This is a genomic window from Planctobacterium sp. AWH2_060, from assembly GCF_056158425.1.
Map to the genome: position 1 here is coordinate 4,581,126 of NZ_JBSWTG010000001.1, position 19,380 is coordinate 4,600,505.

The following is a 19,380-nucleotide window of genomic DNA, read 5'->3' on the forward strand; positions in this document are numbered from 1 at the left end:
TTGTTTTGAGTCAGGTCTCCTCTGTCAGGTTTCACTTTTCATCGGCCATCATCCCTGTTGTCGGGCACGTCCCTGTTTTATGTCGGTGAGTCCGTTAACTTTCTGGCCGGCAGGGTGACATTCCACAATGCCATCGGTCTGTGGCAGCAAGGGCAGATAACCTGTGCTTTGCTACTCTGCGCTGACAACGATTCCGCTGGCTTAATCTTCAGTTGTTGCATTAACCTTGCCAGCCGCTTTTGGGCATTACCATGCAGTATTCCGCTGCTTCTTACCCGCCGGAACCCTTTGGGTAAAACATGTTGTATCACCCGCCATAAAAAAGCATGACAGTGCTCCTGCACCACCTGTGTCTGTGCCTTGTTGTCCTGATATTGCCAGGTGATCTGCTCATTCTGATAAGCCAGAATCTGCCGGTTACCAATCACGCCACGATACAGGTATTGAGCAAGGTAAGTAAACGCAGGCACACCATCACCCACCGGACGACAGTCAGCCACCCATTGGGTGGGGAGCCTGTTGGGAATATCATCATACTGCTGATGAATATACGTCAGAAACTTCCCCCGAAACACGGCCGCCAGATTCTGCGTTTTAAACAGGTAGCGGGTCTTTTTAGCCAGAGTCAGATGGCCTGCGTTATCCAGCCAGGCGCCGGGCACCAGAATATGAACGTGGGGGTGGTAGTTGAGTTGTCGGGAGTGCGTGTGCAACACCGCCAGCATACCGGGGCAATCGCCCCGGTGTCGTTCCCGTTTGAAGAAGTCCTTTACTGTTTGCATTCCACACTCAAACAACCGGCTGAAGGCATTCTTCTGATGCCGGAACGCCCATCCCCGCAACTCACGAGGTAAGGTAAAAGTCACCATAAACCAGGTGACCGGCAGATACCGCTGTTTCTGCTTTACCAGCCAGTCTTCATTCGTACCGTGCTGGCATGAGGGACAATGACGGTGTCCGCAACCGGCTTTGAGGGTCTGGTCCTTATCACAGGACGTGCAGTGATAGTGCCACTGCCCACATTCGGGGGTATGACATTGCCTGATGCAGTTCAATGCCTGATAATGGCCGGGCAACAGCCGGGAATGAAAGGCCTGTTCAAAACCTGATTGCGCCTGTTGCACGATGTCATTGAGGGTCATGTTCTGCTCCATTATGCCAGTGGATGTCCATGCTGTTGATGATGTGCTCAAGCGTAGCCCGGCGGTTGCTTTTAACTTCCGCGCTCAGTCGTGTATAGATAGCCGTTGTTTTGGGGTCACTGTGACCTAAAAAGGTCTGAATGGCCCGCAGGCTCAGGCCACTTTCGAGCATGTGGGTGGCAATGGAATGACGCAGAGTATGAATATGAACCCGCTTGTGGATAGCGCACTCTCTGGCGACGTTCACGATGGCTTTCTGGACACCGCCTTTGGCCATCACCAGCGCCCGGCCTTCACGGGTATGGGGTGGTTTACCACCGGGGAACAGCAACTGTGGATGGCGATGTGTTGACCAGTAGCGTCGCAGGGCATTTAACGTCCGCTCAGGCATGGGCACATAGCGGTCTTTGTTGCCTTTGGCACTGCGAATATGCACCCGCATCCGGGCGGCATCAATGTCTTCCACCTTGAGATTCAGGCCTTCGCATAACCGTAACCCCATACTGTAAACCGTTAAAAAGTAAGTCTGATAACTCAGTTTTCGGGTATGGTTGATGATGCGTTCTAACTCCGCCACCGACAGCACATCCGGCAGCCTTGACTCCCGTGGCGGTTTAACGATGTTCACCCATTCCCATGGCTGTTGTAGTACATGGCGATACAGAAACTGAATGGCGTTGCGACTGATTTTGACCAGACTCCATGAGCGGGTTTTTGTCAGGTGCAGAAACCAGGTTTTTAATTGGTCGGATGTCAGCGTGTCGGGACAGGCATCAAAATACGCCGTGACCTGTCGGATACACCGACTGTAACTGTCGATAGTGCTGGGGGTTTTACCTTGTAATGTGAGTTCATTCAGGTAAGTTTGGTATAAAGTGTTAAAGCGTTGTTGCTCTTTGGTATTCATCACTGGACCTCTTAGCAGATTGCCACTCACATGAGTGGTACTAAGAGTTCAGCCGATCTTTACCTTTTCTGCCGCGTAGCGGCTTTGTTCAACAATCACATTAAGCCGCATTACTGCCCCTTATGTGGGTGTTAGATCTAAGCTCATCTATTAGTGCTCTGTAAGAAACTCGCTTTCTGATTCTTTTCTATCCATCATTGAGTACAGTGTTTATATCGAATAAATAAATTTTACTGCCACAGCTGATATAAAAAGACCAAAGCCAAATACTGCATGATTAATAATGCTTTGCAGCCTAACAGAGTTAGGGGTGGGTGTTCGGGATGCAGCAACACCCATTCCCATTCCTGGTTGCAATATAAAAAAAGGAGCAACAACTGTGGACATACCCACTGCGAGTGCGGGGCCAACTGAAGGGTTAAGGAACCATGTTTTTCCGAAGATGATTATTAACAACGCTGCGTAGGCTATACCGATTAAATAGTGAGCCGTCCATCCAATGAATTGCTCGCCGTAGATAGGGTTAGATTCTGCAATAGCAATATGGCGAAATTTCCCTTGTTTCATGTAAGCTACCCAGCGCCCAACCAACCCCCAATTAGTTGGCGGAATGTTAAGTAAGTGTTTCCTTAGCAAAGACCACAAGTCCATGACTGCGGTTGCACCAATTCCGATTAATATTACAAAAATTATATTGTCCACGACTTCTCCATTTCTGGTTTTGATCTCGATGTAATGCGAATGTACAACTTCAAGTCAACTTTAAGTCAAGGGGTGTTATGGATATTTCTCAGGTTGCTAAACAATCTGGTGTTCCTGCTTCAACTCTACGCTTCTATGAGGAAAAAGGATTAATCAACTCTATTGGTAGACAGGGTATACGCCGAGTTTTTGGAGAAGGTGTAATTGAACGCCTCGAATTGATTGCATTAGGGCGCGTAGCAGGGTTTTCATTGGAAGAAATATGCGAGCATATTGGGGTCTGAAGAAAATCCTGGTATTGATAGAGATTTGTTGCTGAGTAAAGCCAGTGAACTGGATAGTACTATTAAAAAATTAGTGGCAATGCGTGATGGTCTTCAACATGCAGCAGCTTGTAAAGCGCTTGGTCACCTGGAGTGCCCGAGATTTCGTCGACTAATGAGCCTGGCTGCAAGTGGCGCGATTAAAGGTGAAGCTTCAAATAAGCTAGTAAAACAACAGAGATCTAACAAAGCGTTGCGCCGGACATGCCGGTGAACGCGGCGTTTTCAATTACATTCAAAAGTTAAATCCAACCTTAGAATGCAAATAGCCATTATTAGTTTCTGGACACCATGAGCATTCATGCTCTCCCCCTGGGTTGCAGGCCTTTTCTCCAGCCTGAATTAGCACTGTCAAATAACTTCTTCAGAGTTTTTAGTTGTTTTTATATCATTGATTTTAAATGCTATTTCCAAGATTTGTTCGGTTTTCCTTCAATTTTTAAGATCTCATCTATACTTAGGCTTATTCGTTCAAAAAACGCGCTATAAAGAGGCCGTATGGCTAAAACGATTCTGGTTATTACTGATAAGCACGAGCGGGAAAATTGCTCATTAATTAAAGCTCACGACATTGCTGCTCCGATGGGAGAAGATATCGAAGTGATCCGCTTTATAAAGGAAGAAGACAATAACGACGCGGCAACAATTGAAAGATTGACTGCAGAGTTGTCGGCTACCTTAAGTGAAATTTTTGAGGATTATCCTCATAAAGATGCGATTAAAAGCAAGGTGGTTGTCACTACCGATGTAGCTAGGTGGGTAACAGCTTACTGCGAAACTAAGAGCTTTGATCTGATAATTAAAACCGGGCATCGGTCAGAATCATTATTTCACACTCCTTGCGATTGGGAGCTGATCCGCAGCGTGTCAGTACCAGTGTTAATTGCCCATCACCATCGTTGGAATTGCAGACATGCGGTGATGACGGCGATAGATCCAACATCAGACGACGCGGCTCATAAAGAGCTCAACAGGTCCATTTTGAGCTGGACAAAAAAGTGGGCATCGGTGTTTGATTGCCAGATTCATGTGGTTTATTGCATTCCGGTGTCAGGCATCCAAATGGACCTGGATTTAATCGATGTTAAACAATATGAGCGCAAACATCGCGCTGCAGCAGAGGAAAAGTTGGTTGAGGTTGTGTCTGAGGCTGACATTCCCGATGTTCAGATGCACGTCACGGTTGGTTTACCCGAAAAGATGATCCCGCATTGTGCTAACGATTTAAAAGCAGAGATGGTGATCATGGGCAGTATGGGCAGAACTGGCTTGTCCAGCATGATTATTGGCAATGTCGCTGAAAAAGTCATGCATCATTTGCGAACCGACTCTCTGATCATAGAGGCTATTAAGTAAGGAATAACAATATCTGCAAAGGTTTAGTCAGCTGCTAAATGCTGGCGTGGAGGGGATATGCGACATACTGTTAGTTTTGGTATGACCTTAGCGCTGTTCTGGGTGTTAATGTCCGGTCACACATCACTTTTTATGTTGAGCCTGGGGGCGGCGTCTGTGGCCTTAGTGATGTATCTGGTGTATCGACTGGATATGCTGGACGGTGAAACGCACCCGGTTGGATTCCTTCAAAAGTTACCCCAATTTTTAATCTGGCTTTTGCATGATTTGATCTTGTCCAATATCCAGGTTGTAAAATACATCTGGCAAGCCAAACCTGATATCTCACCAACGCTGCTCACCTATAAATTGCATCACGCCGGCGATATTGAAAAAGTGATCTACGCCAATGCTATTTCGGTCACGCCCGGCACCCTTACAGTGGAATTACAACAGGACAGCATCACGGTGCATGCTCTGGCGGAAGCTGTGAGCAGTAATATCCTAAGTGGTGAGAAAAGCCAAAAAGTTCGACAGTTGGTGTCTTAATGTTTACCGCTGCAGTAATTGCCATAGTCGTGACTATGTTCTTAGCCTTGCTGAGAGCGATGTCCGGCCCATCTCTTTACGACCGCATTTTGGCGGTAAATATGTTTGGCACGAAAACCGTTTTGTTTATTGCCGTCGTGGGTTTTTTGATGGGCAGACCTATGTTCCTGGATATTGCCCTGGTTTACGCGCTGATAAACTTTATCAGTGTCATTGCCATCCTGCGCTTTTTTGAATACGACAAGCGGGGAGAAGTTAATCGTGACAGGTGATACTTATGCTGATTGATATTCTCAGTGGTATCTTGTTGCTTACGGGGAGTTTCTTCTGTTTCTCAGGGGCGGTGGGTCTGCATCGCTTTCCCGACTTTTTTACACGTATGCATGCTGCCAGTGTCACCGATACTTTGGGGGCAGGACTGGTACTTTCTGGCTTGATGCTGCAGTCAGGTCTGACTCTGGTGACGCTGAAATTGTTTTTTATTTTGGTGTTTTTGTTAGTTACCGGGCCTGCATCGGGCCACGCCATGGCAAAGGCGGCGATTCACAGTGGTCATAAACCTCTTGGTGAACGGCGCACTATTGATATTCCCTCAGATTCTGAACAAACAGAAGTATCAGGAGGTGTAAAATCGAAACACTGATCCATATTTTCTTGCTGTTTTTTTTATTGCTCACGGCCTTCACTATTATTGCGCTGAAGGATTTGTTTGCTATCGCCATGTTAAGCGGTATTTACGGTTTGCTGTCTGCCAGTTTATTTGTGGTTTTAGATGCCGTGGATGTGGCTTTTACCGAGGCGGCAGTGGGGGCCGGAATTTCCACCATATTGATGTTGACCACGTTGGCCATCACTGGTCGCTATGAGTTGTCCCGACCTGGTATTCGCACCAGAATTGGTCTGTTTCTGGTGTTGATCATCGGCGTGTTACTCATATACGGAACGCTGGGCATGCCCTATTTCGGCATGGCTGATAACCCTGCCAACGGTCATGTGGCTGCTTATTATCTGGAGAATACCGAGCAACAAATCGGCATACCCAACTATGTTACTGCTGTTTTGGCCAGTTATCGGGGCTTTGATACCTTTGGAGAGTTAGTGGTGGTATTCACAGCGGGCGTGGCGGTGCTGGCATTGTTACCCCATTCACCCGAAGGCTTTAAAGCCGACGACCTACAACCCATGAAGCAGCACCTGATTTTGCGCATTACCTCGAAGTTGCTGATCCCATTTATATTGCTGTTTGCATTATATGTGCAGTTTCACGGTGATTTTGGTCCTGGCGGCGGATTTCAGGCCGGGGTTATATTCGCTGCCGCCATTATTTTATACAGCATGTTGTATGGCCTGGAAAAAGCCATGCAGGTGATCAGTTTACCCGTGATACGTTTTGTTGCTGCGCTTGGGGTGTTGCTGTACGGATCGGTCGGCATAGTCTCAATGCTTAAAGGCGGTCGCTTTTTAGATTATTCAGTATTGTTAGAAAACCCTTTATCCGGACAACACATCGGTATTTTACTCATCGAGCTTGGCGTCGGGCTAACTGTAGCTGCAGTAATGGTTAGCGTATTTTTTACCTTTACAGGCAGTGTGATTGTGCCTGCTAAATCGGCAAAGAAAGCGAGTGCTCAGGAAAACACTGAATCAAAGGTGATCAATGACATTTGATTCTCCGTGGCTGCAAACATTTTTTGGTCTGTATAACTACTGGGTGGTGGTGGCACTGATGATGTGTGGTTTGTTTATCGTGATCACCGACGGCAATCTGATCAAAAAAGTGGTGGGACTGACGATATTCCAAACCTCTGTATTCATTTTATATATCAGCATGGCCAAGGTGGTAGGGGCTACCGCACCTATTTTGATTGAGGAGGGAAGTGCGACCTATTCCAATCCATTACCCCATGTGCTGATTCTCACGGCAATAGTGGTCAGTATTTCCACCACGGCTGTGGCATTGGCGCTGATAGTCAGAATAAAACGCGCTTATCACACCGTTGAAGAAGATGTTATTCAACGCTGGGATGTGAAAAAGCGTCGCAGTGAAAAACGGAGTAAAGCCGGTGATGAGTAGCTCACAATTGCCCATATTACAGGTAGTTGTGCCCCTACTTGCAGCTCCGCTGTGCCTGTTGATTAACCATAAAAAACTCAACTGGTTGTTTACCTTTTTGGTGTCTGGCTTTGCATTTATGGTGTCGACGCTACTGTTGATTGAGGTGTCAGATTCAGGTCCGCTCTCTTATCACGTAGGTGGTTGGCTACCTCCTTATGGTATCGAGATTAGGGTGGACCAACTCAACGCTTTTGTGGCAATGCTCATTACCGGCATAAGTACAGTGGTGATTGGTTCGGCCTATACCAGCCTGGAAAATAAAAAAGATATCGCGCCGGGAAAACACACCTACTTCTACGTTTCCTACTTATTGTGTTTCGCTGGGCTGCTGGGCATCCTGGTTACGGGGGATGCCTTCAATCTGTTTGTCTTTCTGGAAATATCCTCATTGTCATCCTATGTCCTGATTGCATTGGGACGCGACAGACGAGCCTTATGGGCGTCCTTTCAATATCTGGTGATGGGCACAATCGGCGCAACGTTCATATTAATCGGCATCGGACTCATGTATATGAAAACCGGAACCCTGAATATGGCGGATCTGGCAGAAAGATTACCCGCCATGGATGATACCCGGACTATTTTTGTGGCTTTTTGCTTTTTTATTGTGGGTGTCTGCTTAAAACTGGCTTTGTTTCCTTTACACATGTGGTTGCCCAATGCCTATGCTTATGCTCCCACAGTGGTGACTGCGTTTTTAGCGGCTTCATCCACAAAAGTGGCGCTTTATGTGGTGATTCGCTTTGTATTTGCAGTGTTTGGCGTGGAGTTTTCGTTTACCACAATCCCGCTTCAGGCGGTGTTTGTCACCCTTGGCACTTTGGGTATTCTGGTAGCTTCATTGGTGGCAATCAATCAGCAAAACATCAAGCGAATGCTGGCCTATTCCAGTATCGCGCAAATTGGTTATATGGTGCTGGGGCTAAGCTTTGGCACGGTTGCCGGCTTAATGGCCTGTTTACTGCATTTGTTTAATCACGCGCTGATGAAAGGGGCGTTGTTTTTAACTTTAGGGGCTGTGCTGTATCGGATAGGGGGAGTAAGCCGGAAGCATATTCAGGGACTTGGCAGGCAAATGCCTTTCACTCTGGCGGCGCTCGTTATTGGCGGGTTAAGCATTATTGGTATGCCGTTAACCGTGGGATTCGTCAGTAAGTGGTTCCTGCTGCAGGCTGCGCTTGCACAGGGCTGGTATTTGGTTTCTGTGATTATTTTGGTGGGTTCATTACTGTCGGTAATTTACATCTGGAAAGTGGTGGAAGCCGCCTATTTTAAACCAGCGTTAATTAAGCCGGATGAAGTTCAGGAAGCACCGCTGACTTTGCTGATCCCCGTATGGATAATGGTGCTGGCCAATATCTATTTTGGTGTAGACACTCGATTAACGGTGACTTTATCTGAACAGATAGCCATCCAGCTGATGCAAATCGGGGTAATGCCATGAATAACAATGACTTGTTACTACTGACATTACTATTGCCGCTGGCGCTGGTGCTGGCAATTGTGCTGTTACGCAAACAACCGAATTTGCGCGAAGCAGCCAGTATTGCTGTTGGCATTGGGGTTATTATTTGCAATCTGCAGTTGCTGCAAACTGTGCTGGCAGGAGCTGAGATAGCTTTTAGTTGGTTTACCCTGTTTCCCGGCGTGGACATCGCTTTTAAACTGGAACCGCTGGGTATGGTATTTGCGCTGGTGGCCAGTATTTTATGGCCAGTAACTACCTTATATGCCATTGGCTACATGCGGGCCCATCATGAGCCCAGACAAACACAATTCTATTGTTTCTTTGCCATCGCCATTTTTTCTGTTTTGGGCATTGCCTTTGCGGCCAACCTGATGACCCTGTTTATCTTTTATGAATTGCTGACCCTGTCTACCTTTCCACTGGTGGCACATGCGGGAACCGCCAAAGCTAAACGCGGAGCCAGAGTGTATTTGGGCATTTTGCTGCTTTCCTCGGTTTTATTTCTGTTGTTGGCGATTATCAGCACCTGGCATTTTGCCGGTACTCTGGATTTCCAGGCCGGTGGCGTGTTTGCTGATGTCAGTGATTCGGTGGTATCGGTATTGTTGGTCTTGTTTGTTTTTGGAGTGGGTAAAGCGGCTCTCATGCCCTTGCACAGCTGGTTGCCAGCCGCCATGGTGGCTCCGACACCGGTGAGTGCACTGCTGCATGCTGTCGCCGTGGTGAAAGCCGGGGTGTTCACCATCTTAAAGGTAATGGTGTACATATTCGGAACCGAGCGCCTGGCAAGCTTACCTGGCACCACCTTTTTGCTCTATCTGGCCGGTTTCTCAATTTTGATCGCCTCTTTAGTCGCCATCAGAAAACGCAACCTCAAAGCGCGACTTGCCTGGTCAACAGTCAGTCAGTTGGGCTATATCACTATGGGGGCCTTACTCGCCACACCGTTGGGAATAATGGGTAGCACTATGCACATTGCAATGCATGCGTTCAGCAAGATAACGTTGTTTTTTTGTGCCGGTGCAATATTGGTGGCTACCCACAAAACAGAGATTCAGGAGATGCAGGGAATAGGTAAACAGATGCCTATTACTATGCTGGCTTTTGCCATTGCCAGTTTAGGTATTATCGGTTTACCACCTGCGGGCGGCACCTGGAGCAAATGGCTACTCTTGATGGCCACTGTCGAGACGCAACACTGGCTGTTGATGTTGGTTCTTATGCTCAGCTCACTATTGAGTATTGGTTACTTACTGCCAATTTCCATGCGCGCATTTTTTCCTGCAACCCCGGTTTCCGATGAGTCCCACGAGAATTTTGGCACTATAGATCTGGCTCCCAAAGCATCATTACTGGCCATTATTCTGACCACGCTGGCCTGTTTGGGCTTATTTTTTTATGCCGATGTCATATACCAATTCGCAAGCAGGGTGGTGTAAATGAAAAAAGCAGAAAAAGCCATGTTTGATGATCCCAAAGTCGTGCAGCGCTTGCTACTGGGGTTCTATATCGTTTGCGCGGTGTTGTTGCTTCTGGATTTCGTAGTGCATCGCCACACTGAGCACCCCTGGGAATCGCTTCCCGGTTTTTATCCCTTGTACGGTTTTGTGGGGTGCGTGGTGCTGGTATTGATAGCCAAATGGATGCGGATCTGGTTGATGCGGGACGAGGACTACTACGACCCGCCTGCGCAAGATAGCAAACAGAGTAGCGAGGTTCACAATGGTGATTGAACTAGCCCCTTTTGTTCTGTTTTATCTGGGTGCCGTGGTTGCCCTGCTGGCGAATGATCGCTTGCGACCTGTCATTGCAGTGTTGGTGCCGATTATTGGGTTGGTACATTGCCTGAGTTTATCAGACGGGGTGCACTGGCAATTAAGTTTATTCGAGTTACAACTGGCCCCTTTTAAAGTCGATAAACTGAGTATTCTGTTTGGTATTATTTTTCATATTACCGCCATCATTGCCGCCATTTATGCCTGGCACGTGAAAGATAAAATGCAGCAAATTGCTGGTTTACTTTATGCCGGTAGCGCGCTGGGGGCGGTGTTTTCTGGTGACCTGATCAGCGTCATAGTGTTCTGGGAGATGCTGGCACTGACTTCTGTGTTTCTGGTTTGGGCCAGACGTTCAGAGCGCGCTATATTCTCAGGCCTGAGATATTTGTATTTTCAGGTGATATCAGGTTTATTGCTGATTGCTGGCACCATTCTTTATATCCGTGATACGGGCCAGGTGGATTTGGGATTTATTGGATTGCAAAGCACGGCAGGCTGGCTGATTTTGCTGGCTTTTGGCATTAAATGCGCCTTTCCACTGTTCCACAATTGGTTAACTGATGCCTATGCCGAATCCACTGCAACAGGCACGGTTTTCCTCAGTGCCTTTACCACCAAAACCGCAGTGTATATGTTAGCCCGCGCTTACCCTGGCACCGAGTTGTTGGTATACGTGGGTGCCGCGATGACCTGTTTCCCTATCTTCTACGCGGTGATTGAGAATGACTTACGTCGGGTGCTGGCCTATAGCATGATCAATCAGATTGGCTTTATGGTAGTGGGCATTGGTATCGGTACTGCGTTAGCTATCAACGGAGCCGTTGCTCACGCCTTCAACGATATTATCTTTAAGGGTCTGTTGTTTATGTCTGTCGGGGCTGTGCTGCATATGACCGGGCGCAGTAATGCCTCTGAACTGGGGGGATTGTACAAAAGTATGCCGAAAACCACGATTTTCTGCCTGGTGGGAGCCGCATCGATTTCGGCCTTTCCGTTATTCAGTGGTTTCGTCAGTAAATCAATGGTGATGAGCGCAGCATTAAAAGAAGGTTATGACTGGATATGGTTGATGTTGTTATTTGCCTCGGCTGGGGTGTTCCATCACGCCGGTATTAAAATTCCTTATTTCGCCTTTTTTGCCCACGATAGTGGTATCAGAACTCAGGAAGCACCGCTGAATATGTTGCTGGCCATGGCGATCGCTGCCACTTTGTGCGTCAGCATCGGTATTTATCCGGAATTTCTCTATAGTCTGTTGCCCTTTGGGATAAATTACACGCCTTATGATACAACTCACGTGCTGGCCCAGACTCAGTTGTTATTCTTCTCTGCGCTGGCTTTTGTCTGGCTGAATTTAAAAGGTTACTACCCGCCTGAATTGCGCTCTGTAAATATTGATGTCGAATGGCTGTATCGCATGTTGTTACCCGCTGGTTTGCGCAAAGGTATGGCGATGTTCAAAAGCGCAGAGCGCGCTTTGGGTCATGGGGTAAGTGCCTGGCTGGATAGCCTGAATCATATCTTTTTGCAGCGCAAAGGCCCCTTTGGCAAACTTTCCAAAACCAACCCCACCAGTACTATGGTGATGTGGGTCACAGTGCTGTTGGCGTCATACTTACTGTTTAGTTTTTTGTGATATGCTTTGAGTGTAATAGTAATTCCATTCTGAAATTTTGACAGCTACTATAGGCTGGTGCAAAACAGTCTGGCTGTGCATGAAAGCCCTTGCTAATCACACAATCTGAATCGGAGGTGAGAGTCAACCATGAGAACCAAACAGTTCTGACGGTAATCGCTCTCAGAGGCTTGATATCAACTAACGCTGAAATTGAAAGTTTGACAGAACTGCTGAAATTCAAAAATAAACATGGTGGCGTCTCTTTGGAAAGAAAGGGATGTATTGTGATATCCCGATTCACAGGGGCGATTAATGCCAGCGTCATGCACTTTTTTTGTGAAAACTTGCCGGTGGCGGTGGGGGATCTTAGGGGCAGCCCATGGGCTTATCTCAGTAGTTCTTCGGAAGCGATGGCCGGTACTGAAGAGGCTGAAGCTTTGCTGATGGAAGGGGTTAAAATCGGTATGCAGATGGGGTGTGTCGGAGCGGCTTATGTGCTCAGTTCTCCGGTAGCGATTGCTCAAACTCGCCGCATCAGGGAAAAGTTGGGAGCCCAACCTGATTTGGATGACATCCTTTTTGCCAAGGAACCTGAGGCTATTGGCTATTTAGAAGCCCTATTGGCAAACTTGCAGGTGCAAAGATAAATGACCTTGTTGCGCTGTTACCGGGGATTTTTAATACTATTGGCTCTGGTGGCAGTTGATGTCTTAGCAAAACCTTTATTGTTTGTCGCTGAAGAGCTCCCTCCTATTCACTTTAAGAACGATAAACATATTCCAGATGGTTTTTTGGTGTCCCTGGCGTCTGAAGTGACCAAAAGAGCTGGTATGAGCGCAAAAACTATCCTGATGCCTCAGGCAAGAGCTTTTGAGCTGACTACAAGCCAATCCAATGTGTTTATGTTGTCTCTGTTGCGATCTGAAACGAGAGAAGCCCAGTTCCAGTGGCTCGGGGCCGTTTATGAAACCCAGGCTTTTCTGATTGGTTTGAAAAGTAACAAGGATATTGAACTGACATCGTTGGATGACGCCAAAAAACATGTTGTCGGTACAGTCAGGGGCTATTTTTCTGAGAGCTACTTGCGGCAACAAGGTTTCAGTGACAAACACAATCTGGGACTAGCCACTCGCTACGATCATCTGTGGGGCATGCTGTTTAAATCCCATATCGACTTTGTATTGACCAACACTTTGTCACAAAATCTCGAAATCGAAGAGGCCGGTTATTCTCCCGAGCAAGTTATGCGCTTTTTGGAACTGCCGGAGTTAGCCCGGGAATTACATTTCGCTACAGGCCTAAAAACCGAAAAAACTGTGGTGGATAAACTGAGCCAGGCGCTGATAGCAATTAAGGCCGATGGCACTTATGCCAGATTAAAGTCAGAGTGGCATCTTTGAAGCGTGTTACTTTACATTTTTATGAATTCCATCTATGTTTCGGGTGCTGTAAACGAAGGTCTGTATAATGGAAAGTGAACTCTACAGAAAAGCCATGTTATTTTTCAAAGATGCCAGACTCACAGAAAGGTGGCTCAATCATCCATGCGCTTTGTTTAATAATGCCACACCATTGCAGCTGTATTCTTCAGAGGAAGGGCGTAAAAAAATTCTAAACTATCTGGACGTTTGCAACGGCGACTCAGAAACTAAGAATCAGCAATAGTCCCCAATTTTTCATTAAAAGGCGCTAAAAGGGCGTTTCATTCCGTTTCAAGCTCTCTTGTCCCTTAAAAATAATTTCTAATAAATTTCACTTCAGTCGTGCACATTTCTAATTGTTGGCTATATTTTTACTCTTTTCCGAAACGAATTTAAAGGCACTTTGCAAAATGCTGTCGCAGTAGGCAATACCTTCAAAATACTAAAACAAGGGATAAGGAATATGAGTGAGATCGAATTAGATGTAGCTATTGTTGGGGGAGGAGTGTCAGGCGTCTACAGTGCATGGCGACTGCAACAGGCTTTTGGAGACAAACAAAAAATAGCTTTGTTTGAATACAGCAACCGCATTGGTGGCAGGTTGTATAGCCGCAGAATTCCGGGGCTACCCAATGTGGTAGCCGAATTGGGAGGCATGCGCTATATCCCGGAAGATCACATCATGGTTAAAACCCTGGTAAATGAATTGGGGCTGCAAACCAAAAACTTTCCGATGGGTTCATCCTTGCCAATCGATCCTAAGGATCCCGCCAGTCCGGTTGCACATGCTGATAACAACCTGTTTTATTTACGTGGCGAATACTTTCGATATCGGGATTTCGCCGAGTGCCCGGATCGTATCCCCTACAAAATGAATTGGTCTGAAAAAGGCTATGGACCGGAAAACCTGCAGGTCAAAGTGATGAACCTGATTTGTCCGGGGTTTGCAGACATGAGCTTGTGTGAACAGATGCAGCTCAAGGTTTTCGGCAAGGAGATCTGGAAATACGGCTTCTGGAACTTGCTGGAAAGGGTGCTTAGCAACGAAGCCTATCAGTTTATGAAAGACGCGGGTGGTTATGATGCCAATGTGGCCAATGCCAGCGCAGTTACTCAGTTACCCGCCACAGAATACTCCGATGATACGGTGTTCTTAACCTTAAAAGACGGTTTTCAGGCGCTGCCTATTACCTTGGCTGCTAATTTTAATGCTATGGGGGGAGGAGTCATTCCTGATGGCAAGCGCATTTACATGAACCATCGCCTGGATGAGTTGCGGCTGCGCAAAGACAAAAACTGCACTTATGAGTTGTTGTTTTATCCCACGATAACCGATGAAGCTGGTAAAACCAGACAGTGCAATGACGCTGAACCCACTGTGGTTCGGGCTAAAAAAGTGATTTTGGCGATGCCGAGGCGTTCATTGGAGTTGATTAAATCCTCTTTCTTTGATGATCCCTGGTTAAAAGAAAACATCCCTTCAGTATTGATACAAAAGGCCTTCAAGATGTTTATGGCCTATGAGCGACCCTGGTGGCGTAGTTTGGGATTAGTGGCGGGGCGCTCGGTTACCGATTTACCCATCCGCCAAACCTATTACATGGGGACTGAGTGCGAACAGGAAGGCGGGGAAAACACCATGAACTCGCTGTTAATGGCGTCTTATAACGATATTGAAACCATTCCTTTCTGGAAGGGACTGGAAAAAGGCGAGCAATATCAGGGCTTTTTTCCCAATCAAAGTCGCTGTGCTATTGAGGGCGAAGAAGTCATGCTTAAGCACGAGTTCCAGATCACCCAGGATATGGTGGAGTCAGCGCAACGCCAGATTGAAGCCTTGCACAATCAAAAAGAGTTACCTATGCCCTATTCGGCGGTTTATCAGGAGTGGGGTGAAGACCCCTACGGTGGCGGCTGGCATGAGTGGAAAGCCAATTATCGCCTTGATGAAGTCATGTGTCGAATGCGCCATCCGGTGGCGGATCAGGATATTTATATTGTGGGAGAAGCTTACTCTTATGAACAAGGCTGGGTTGAAGGAGCTTTGAACACCGCGGAATCGACCCTGGAGTCCTTTTTCGATTTAGATAAACCAGAGTGGCTGGTCAATGATCCTGATTATCCATCCTGGCTGGACGCAAATCATGGTTTTAACTTCTTACCCGTGCCTTGTCCTGATGGCTGTCAATGCGACCCTAATAAACCGCCTTTTACCTGCACCAATTGCGGTAAGACGTTAACCGACGTCACTGAATTTGCTTATGAGGGGATTAATCATGTCCAGAAATAATGCTTTAAAAAGTCATGCCGCAAAAGCAAAGTTTACCGTGGCTGATTACCTGTTAACCCGTTTGCAACAACTGGGCCTGGACAAAGTGTTTCAGGTGCCTGGTGATTATGTGGCTGAGTTTATGGATGCCCTGGAAGCATTTGACGGTATCGATGCAGTAGGTGACGTTAACGAGCTAGGAGCAGGCTATGCCGCTGATGGTTATGCCAGGTACAAAGGTATTGGTGCGGTTTCAGTACAATTTGGCGTTGGTACCTTTAGCGCCTTAAATGCCATTGCGGGGGCCTATGTTGAGCGCAACCCTGTGGTGGTGATCACAGCCAGCCCCACCACTAAAAATCGGGTCACTATCGAGCAAACCGGAGTTTTGTTTCATCACTCCACTGGGCGTTTGGGGGCTGACCGCAATGTCTATAGCAACGTAACCGTTGCGGCCGAAATTCTGAGTAATGTTCATCAGGCTCCCACTCAGATTGATCATGCCCTGACTCAAGCGATTACACACCGTCGCCCCATTTACCTGGAGGCCTGGCAGGATGTTTGGGGAATGGAATGTGAGCAGCCACAGAATAACTTGACAGCCCTGCCACAGTGCAGCCAAAAAGATTCGCTGGAAGCTATGATTAGTATGGCCATTGAGAAAATAAAAAGCGCTAAAAAACCAGTGGTATTGGTGGGCGTTGAAATTGCTCGCTTTGGATTACAGGAGCAGGTTCTGGCTCTGCTGGAAGCATCGGGTTTGCCCTATGCCACCACCACTTTGGGGAAAACTACACTGGATGAAAATTCCGGTACCTTCATTGGTACCTATGCCGGTGCAGCTTCGAATCCCGGCACTAACGATTACTTCAGCCAATCCGATGCAATACTGGCGTTAGGGGTGATCTTTACCGACGATTATCTGGATATTTTGGAAAATCAATTTGCTGATATTATCTCTGTCGATGCCGACCAGGCGCGAGTGGGGTATCAACATTATCGCAATATTGCTATGGCTGAGTTTATTACAGCATTAACTGCGCGATGTGAGCAAAGCTGCGATTTTCCACGCAATAATCTGCCTTTACCGGTTCTACCTGCTATGCCAGAACTCACCCCAGAGTTGTTAGCCCAACCTCTAGGTTATAAGACCTTTTTTGAGGTGTTTTGGGGTTGGTTGCAGAAAGAACATTTATTGTCTGAGACGAATTTGATCCTGGGAGAGAGTTCCTCCTTGTATCAGGCAGCCCGTCTTATTGGCTTGCCACAGGACAGTTTTGTTGGTGATGCGGCTTGGGGATCATTGGGACACGAAACCGGATGTGTTACCGGGACATCCATGGCATCTGATAAGCGCAGCATGGTGGTGGCCGGTGACGGTGGCTTTATGATGATGTGTCAGGCGCTGTCGACGGTTACTCGCAATAAGCTGGATGCAGTGGTTTTTGTCATGAGTAATGGTGTGTATGCCATCGAACAGTCATTTGTGGATGTCTGCGCCTTTACACCAAATGGCAAGTTTGCTCCGTTCGACGTGTTGCCCAAGTGGGATTATCTGAGTCTGGCGGCAACTTACGATATGCCGGGTTACCAGGTGAAGAACTGTGAAGAGCTTTACCGTACCCTGCAAGTGATACAGTCATATCCTGAGCAGTCAACGCTGGTGGAAGTGTTGATCCCGGAACACGATCTGGCTCCTGCTCTGGAAGACCTGGTTAAATCTATCACGGGTAAGTCCCCCGCGGACTGCAAATAATATCACACCCCAATAAACTTTCCCGGTTGCCCAATTTTCGGAGCTTCCGGGAAAAATTTTGTTACAAAGTGTTGGCCGCAATGGTTATTACAATAGCTGACCAGACCCTTTACCATGCAATAAAATCCAGCGTCTGAGACGATTGGTTCTATTTATTAGACAGTTAAGCCCTCTTTTTTGACATTTTTATATTCTTTTCCGTCTGATATCTTCTATCCATCGCTTACTTTTTGAGGTTGTTATGTTGAGAAACAGTGAAAATGGTTTTGGTTTGGTGGCTATTGTTATGCACTGGATCACGGCTGTTGCTGTTATTGGATTGTTTGCGCTGGGCTGGTGGATGGTGGAGCTAAATTACTACAGCGAGTGGTATCGGATAGCGCCCAATTGGCATAAAAGTATTGGCCTAATACTCTTTGCTTTTGTGCTACTCAGATTGCTCTGGAAGCTCATTAATATCAGCCCTAAACCGCTGGGTAAGCCCCGGGAAAAGCGGCTGGCAGGTCTGGCACATGGTGTTCTCTATATTTTAATGCTGGCGATTTTTTGTAGCGGATATCTGATCTCAACGGCAGATGGACGGGGTATTGAGATATTCGGTTGGTTGACTGTACCCGCATTAGGGGAACTTTTTGACAACCAGGAAGATGTTGCAGGCCTGATACACGAGTATCTGGCATATGGCTTGATGGCTTTCGTAGCATTGCATTCTTTGGCTGCTTTGAAACATCATTTTGTAGATAAAGACGATACGCTGCGTCGTATGTTTCGTATAAAACGTTAAATTGTATTGAGGAATTGAAAATGAAAAAAACATTAGCTGCAGTGCTACTAACTGCATTGTTATCCCCACTAGCTCAGGCAGCAGACTACATTATTGATAGCAAAGGCGCTCATGCTTCTATCAACTTTAAGACCAAGCATCTGGGCTATTCCTGGTTAACCGGTAGATTCAATGATTTTGATGGCACTTTTAGTTACGACGCAGAACAGCCACAGGCTGCCAAAATTGCAGTAAATATTAAAACTGCCAGTATCGATTCCAATCATGCCGAACGCGACAAGCACTTGCGCAGTGATGACTTTTTAAATGTGAAAGACTTTCCAGAAGCGAAATTTGTCAGTTCCAAAATCACCGACAAGGGTGACGGTAAACTGGAAGTAGCCGGCAAGCTGACACTGCATGGCACCACCAAAAACATTGTTATCAATGCTGAAAAAATTGGTGAAGGTGACGACCCCTGGGGTGGATACCGCGCCGGATTCGCTGGCAATACTGAAATTCGTATGGCGGATTATGGTATGAAGGAAATTTTGGGCCCCACGACTGTGCTGTTGGAGTTACATGTAGAGGGTATTCGCCAATAGGCGTTTTTGCCAGAGTAAGATCGCCAACGATTTTTGAGTGAACCTCGGACATAGCCTGTCCGAAGCTAAAACCTATTATTTTGGCTACGTTTAAAAAATCGATATTGAAACACTCTACCTACCTTTGGGCTTCAATTTTGAGTTTAGTCTTAGGTGGACTTTTTTCGACAACGCGGTCTAATTCAACCATTATCATTTGATTGAAATCATTGTCGGGGCGCCGACTGCGCCTTAAGGTGACCGGGCTTCGCCCCCCTTAAGAACCCCCCGCAGCCCCTGACGCGCAAAAACATAAACTTCGCCATCAGAACAACGACGACCATCAATGACAGCACATCCCTGTGCTGGGCATTGAGTATACCAATAAGTGACGTTAAGCATGCTACTCAGTGGAAATTGAAACGGTTTTAGACAAGGCAGATGTTTACAGGTTTAATGGGTTAAATCAAAAACATCTAACGACGTATAAAACCGTTTCAAATCCATCGAAGACGCCATCTCAGCGGCTTACTTCTTTGTTGCGTGAAATTCGAAAGACCACCAGTATTACTTCATTCACGCGCCTCGAATTAAGCTCGCTGATATGGCGCTGAGCGAATGCTTAACGTCACTTATTGGTATTTGCTAT

20 protein-coding genes and 1 pseudogene are annotated in these 19,380 nt (G+C 46.8%); 18 read left to right on the forward strand and 3 right to left on the reverse strand.

Annotation, left to right across the window (positions count from 1 at the left end; genetic code table 11):
- Positions 1 to 77: 77 nt before the first annotated feature.
- From ACXAD8_RS19740 to ACXAD8_RS19750, 3 genes are all read right to left on the reverse strand, one after another.
- On the reverse strand, positions 78 to 1,154 hold the full coding sequence (locus ACXAD8_RS19740) for an IS91 family transposase (RefSeq protein WP_475233034.1): 1,077 nt from the start codon (positions 1,152 to 1,154) through the stop codon (positions 78 to 80).
- Positions 1,129 to 2,049 carry a site-specific integrase gene (locus ACXAD8_RS19745; RefSeq protein ID WP_475231706.1) on the reverse strand — a complete coding sequence of 307 codons (921 nt, stop codon included), beginning with the start codon at positions 2,047 to 2,049 and terminating at the stop codon, positions 1,129 to 1,131. Before ACXAD8_RS19745 ends, ACXAD8_RS19740 begins: the two co-directional genes overlap by 26 nt.
- A gap of 210 nt (positions 2,050 to 2,259) precedes the next feature.
- A complete protein-coding gene (locus ACXAD8_RS19750; RefSeq protein WP_475231708.1) occupies positions 2,260 to 2,751 on the reverse strand; it encodes a DUF2938 domain-containing protein in 492 nt (163 codons plus the stop codon).
- Between the two features lie 77 nt (positions 2,752 to 2,828).
- On the opposite strand from ACXAD8_RS19750, the pseudogene ACXAD8_RS19755 reads away from it, so the two are divergent.
- The 18 genes and pseudogenes from ACXAD8_RS19755 to ACXAD8_RS19840 all read left to right on the forward strand — a co-directional run bounded on the left by ACXAD8_RS19755 (position 2,829) and on the right by ACXAD8_RS19840 (position 18,752).
- Positions 2,829 to 3,288 (forward strand): annotated as a pseudogene (locus tag ACXAD8_RS19755) (helix-turn-helix domain-containing protein).
- Between the two features lie 284 nt (positions 3,289 to 3,572).
- Entirely contained in the window at positions 3,573 to 4,430 is an 858-nt protein-coding gene (locus tag ACXAD8_RS19760) for a universal stress protein (RefSeq protein WP_475231709.1), read from the forward strand.
- A gap of 57 nt (positions 4,431 to 4,487) precedes the next feature.
- The gene (locus ACXAD8_RS19765) at positions 4,488 to 4,958 is read left to right on the forward strand and encodes a Na+/H+ antiporter subunit E (RefSeq protein ID WP_475231711.1); all 471 of its coding nucleotides are present in this window, start codon (positions 4,488 to 4,490) and stop codon (positions 4,956 to 4,958) included.
- Positions 4,958 to 5,230 (forward strand): MrpF/PhaF family protein, encoded by a 273-nt coding sequence (locus ACXAD8_RS19770; protein ID WP_475231712.1) that lies wholly within the window; start codon positions 4,958 to 4,960, stop codon positions 5,228 to 5,230. Before ACXAD8_RS19765 ends, ACXAD8_RS19770 begins: the two co-directional genes overlap by 1 nt.
- Positions 5,231 to 5,235: 5 nt before the next feature.
- On the forward strand, positions 5,236 to 5,601 hold the full coding sequence (gene mnhG, locus ACXAD8_RS19775) for a monovalent cation/H(+) antiporter subunit G (RefSeq protein ID WP_475231714.1): 366 nt from the start codon (positions 5,236 to 5,238) through the stop codon (positions 5,599 to 5,601).
- Between the two features lie 11 nt (positions 5,602 to 5,612).
- A complete protein-coding gene (locus ACXAD8_RS19780; protein WP_475231716.1) occupies positions 5,613 to 6,626 on the forward strand; it encodes a Na(+)/H(+) antiporter subunit B in 1,014 nt (337 codons plus the stop codon).
- Positions 6,616 to 7,032 (forward strand): cation:proton antiporter subunit C, encoded by a 417-nt coding sequence (locus ACXAD8_RS19785; protein WP_475231718.1) that lies wholly within the window; start codon positions 6,616 to 6,618, stop codon positions 7,030 to 7,032. The genes ACXAD8_RS19780 and ACXAD8_RS19785 overlap by 11 nt, the downstream gene beginning before the upstream one ends.
- Positions 7,025 to 8,518 carry a monovalent cation/H+ antiporter subunit D family protein gene (locus ACXAD8_RS19790; protein WP_475231719.1) on the forward strand — a complete coding sequence of 498 codons (1,494 nt, stop codon included), beginning with the start codon at positions 7,025 to 7,027 and terminating at the stop codon, positions 8,516 to 8,518. The genes ACXAD8_RS19785 and ACXAD8_RS19790 overlap by 8 nt, the downstream gene beginning before the upstream one ends.
- Entirely contained in the window at positions 8,515 to 9,981 is a 1,467-nt protein-coding gene (locus ACXAD8_RS19795) for a proton-conducting transporter transmembrane domain-containing protein (protein WP_475231721.1), read from the forward strand. Before ACXAD8_RS19790 ends, ACXAD8_RS19795 begins: the two co-directional genes overlap by 4 nt.
- Entirely contained in the window at positions 9,982 to 10,275 is a 294-nt protein-coding gene (locus ACXAD8_RS19800; protein ID WP_475231723.1) for a hypothetical protein, read from the forward strand.
- Positions 10,265 to 11,956: a Na(+)/H(+) antiporter subunit D gene (locus ACXAD8_RS19805; protein WP_475231725.1), complete on the forward strand. Its 1,692-nt coding sequence runs from the start codon at positions 10,265 to 10,267 to the stop codon at positions 11,954 to 11,956. The genes ACXAD8_RS19800 and ACXAD8_RS19805 overlap by 11 nt, the downstream gene beginning before the upstream one ends.
- Before the next feature lie 266 nt (positions 11,957 to 12,222).
- Positions 12,223 to 12,585: a hypothetical protein gene (locus tag ACXAD8_RS19810; RefSeq protein WP_475231727.1), complete on the forward strand. Its 363-nt coding sequence runs from the start codon at positions 12,223 to 12,225 to the stop codon at positions 12,583 to 12,585.
- Positions 12,586 to 13,338: a substrate-binding periplasmic protein gene (locus tag ACXAD8_RS19815; RefSeq protein ID WP_475231729.1), complete on the forward strand. Its 753-nt coding sequence runs from the start codon at positions 12,586 to 12,588 to the stop codon at positions 13,336 to 13,338.
- A gap of 67 nt (positions 13,339 to 13,405) precedes the next feature.
- Complete coding sequence (locus ACXAD8_RS19820; protein ID WP_475231731.1) at positions 13,406 to 13,603, forward strand: MbcA/ParS/Xre antitoxin family protein; 198 nt, start codon at positions 13,406 to 13,408, stop codon at positions 13,601 to 13,603.
- A 219-nt stretch (positions 13,604 to 13,822) separates the two neighbouring features.
- The gene (locus tag ACXAD8_RS19825) at positions 13,823 to 15,649 is read left to right on the forward strand and encodes a flavin monoamine oxidase family protein (protein WP_475231732.1); all 1,827 of its coding nucleotides are present in this window, start codon (positions 13,823 to 13,825) and stop codon (positions 15,647 to 15,649) included.
- On the forward strand, positions 15,636 to 17,384 hold the full coding sequence (locus tag ACXAD8_RS19830) for an alpha-keto acid decarboxylase family protein (RefSeq protein ID WP_475231733.1): 1,749 nt from the start codon (positions 15,636 to 15,638) through the stop codon (positions 17,382 to 17,384). Before ACXAD8_RS19825 ends, ACXAD8_RS19830 begins: the two co-directional genes overlap by 14 nt.
- 241 nt (positions 17,385 to 17,625) lie before the next feature.
- Positions 17,626 to 18,168: a cytochrome b gene (locus ACXAD8_RS19835; protein WP_475231735.1), complete on the forward strand. Its 543-nt coding sequence runs from the start codon at positions 17,626 to 17,628 to the stop codon at positions 18,166 to 18,168.
- A 20-nt stretch (positions 18,169 to 18,188) separates the two neighbouring features.
- Positions 18,189 to 18,752 carry a YceI family protein gene (locus ACXAD8_RS19840; protein ID WP_475231737.1) on the forward strand — a complete coding sequence of 188 codons (564 nt, stop codon included), beginning with the start codon at positions 18,189 to 18,191 and terminating at the stop codon, positions 18,750 to 18,752.
- Positions 18,753 to 19,380: the final 628 nt, after the last annotated feature.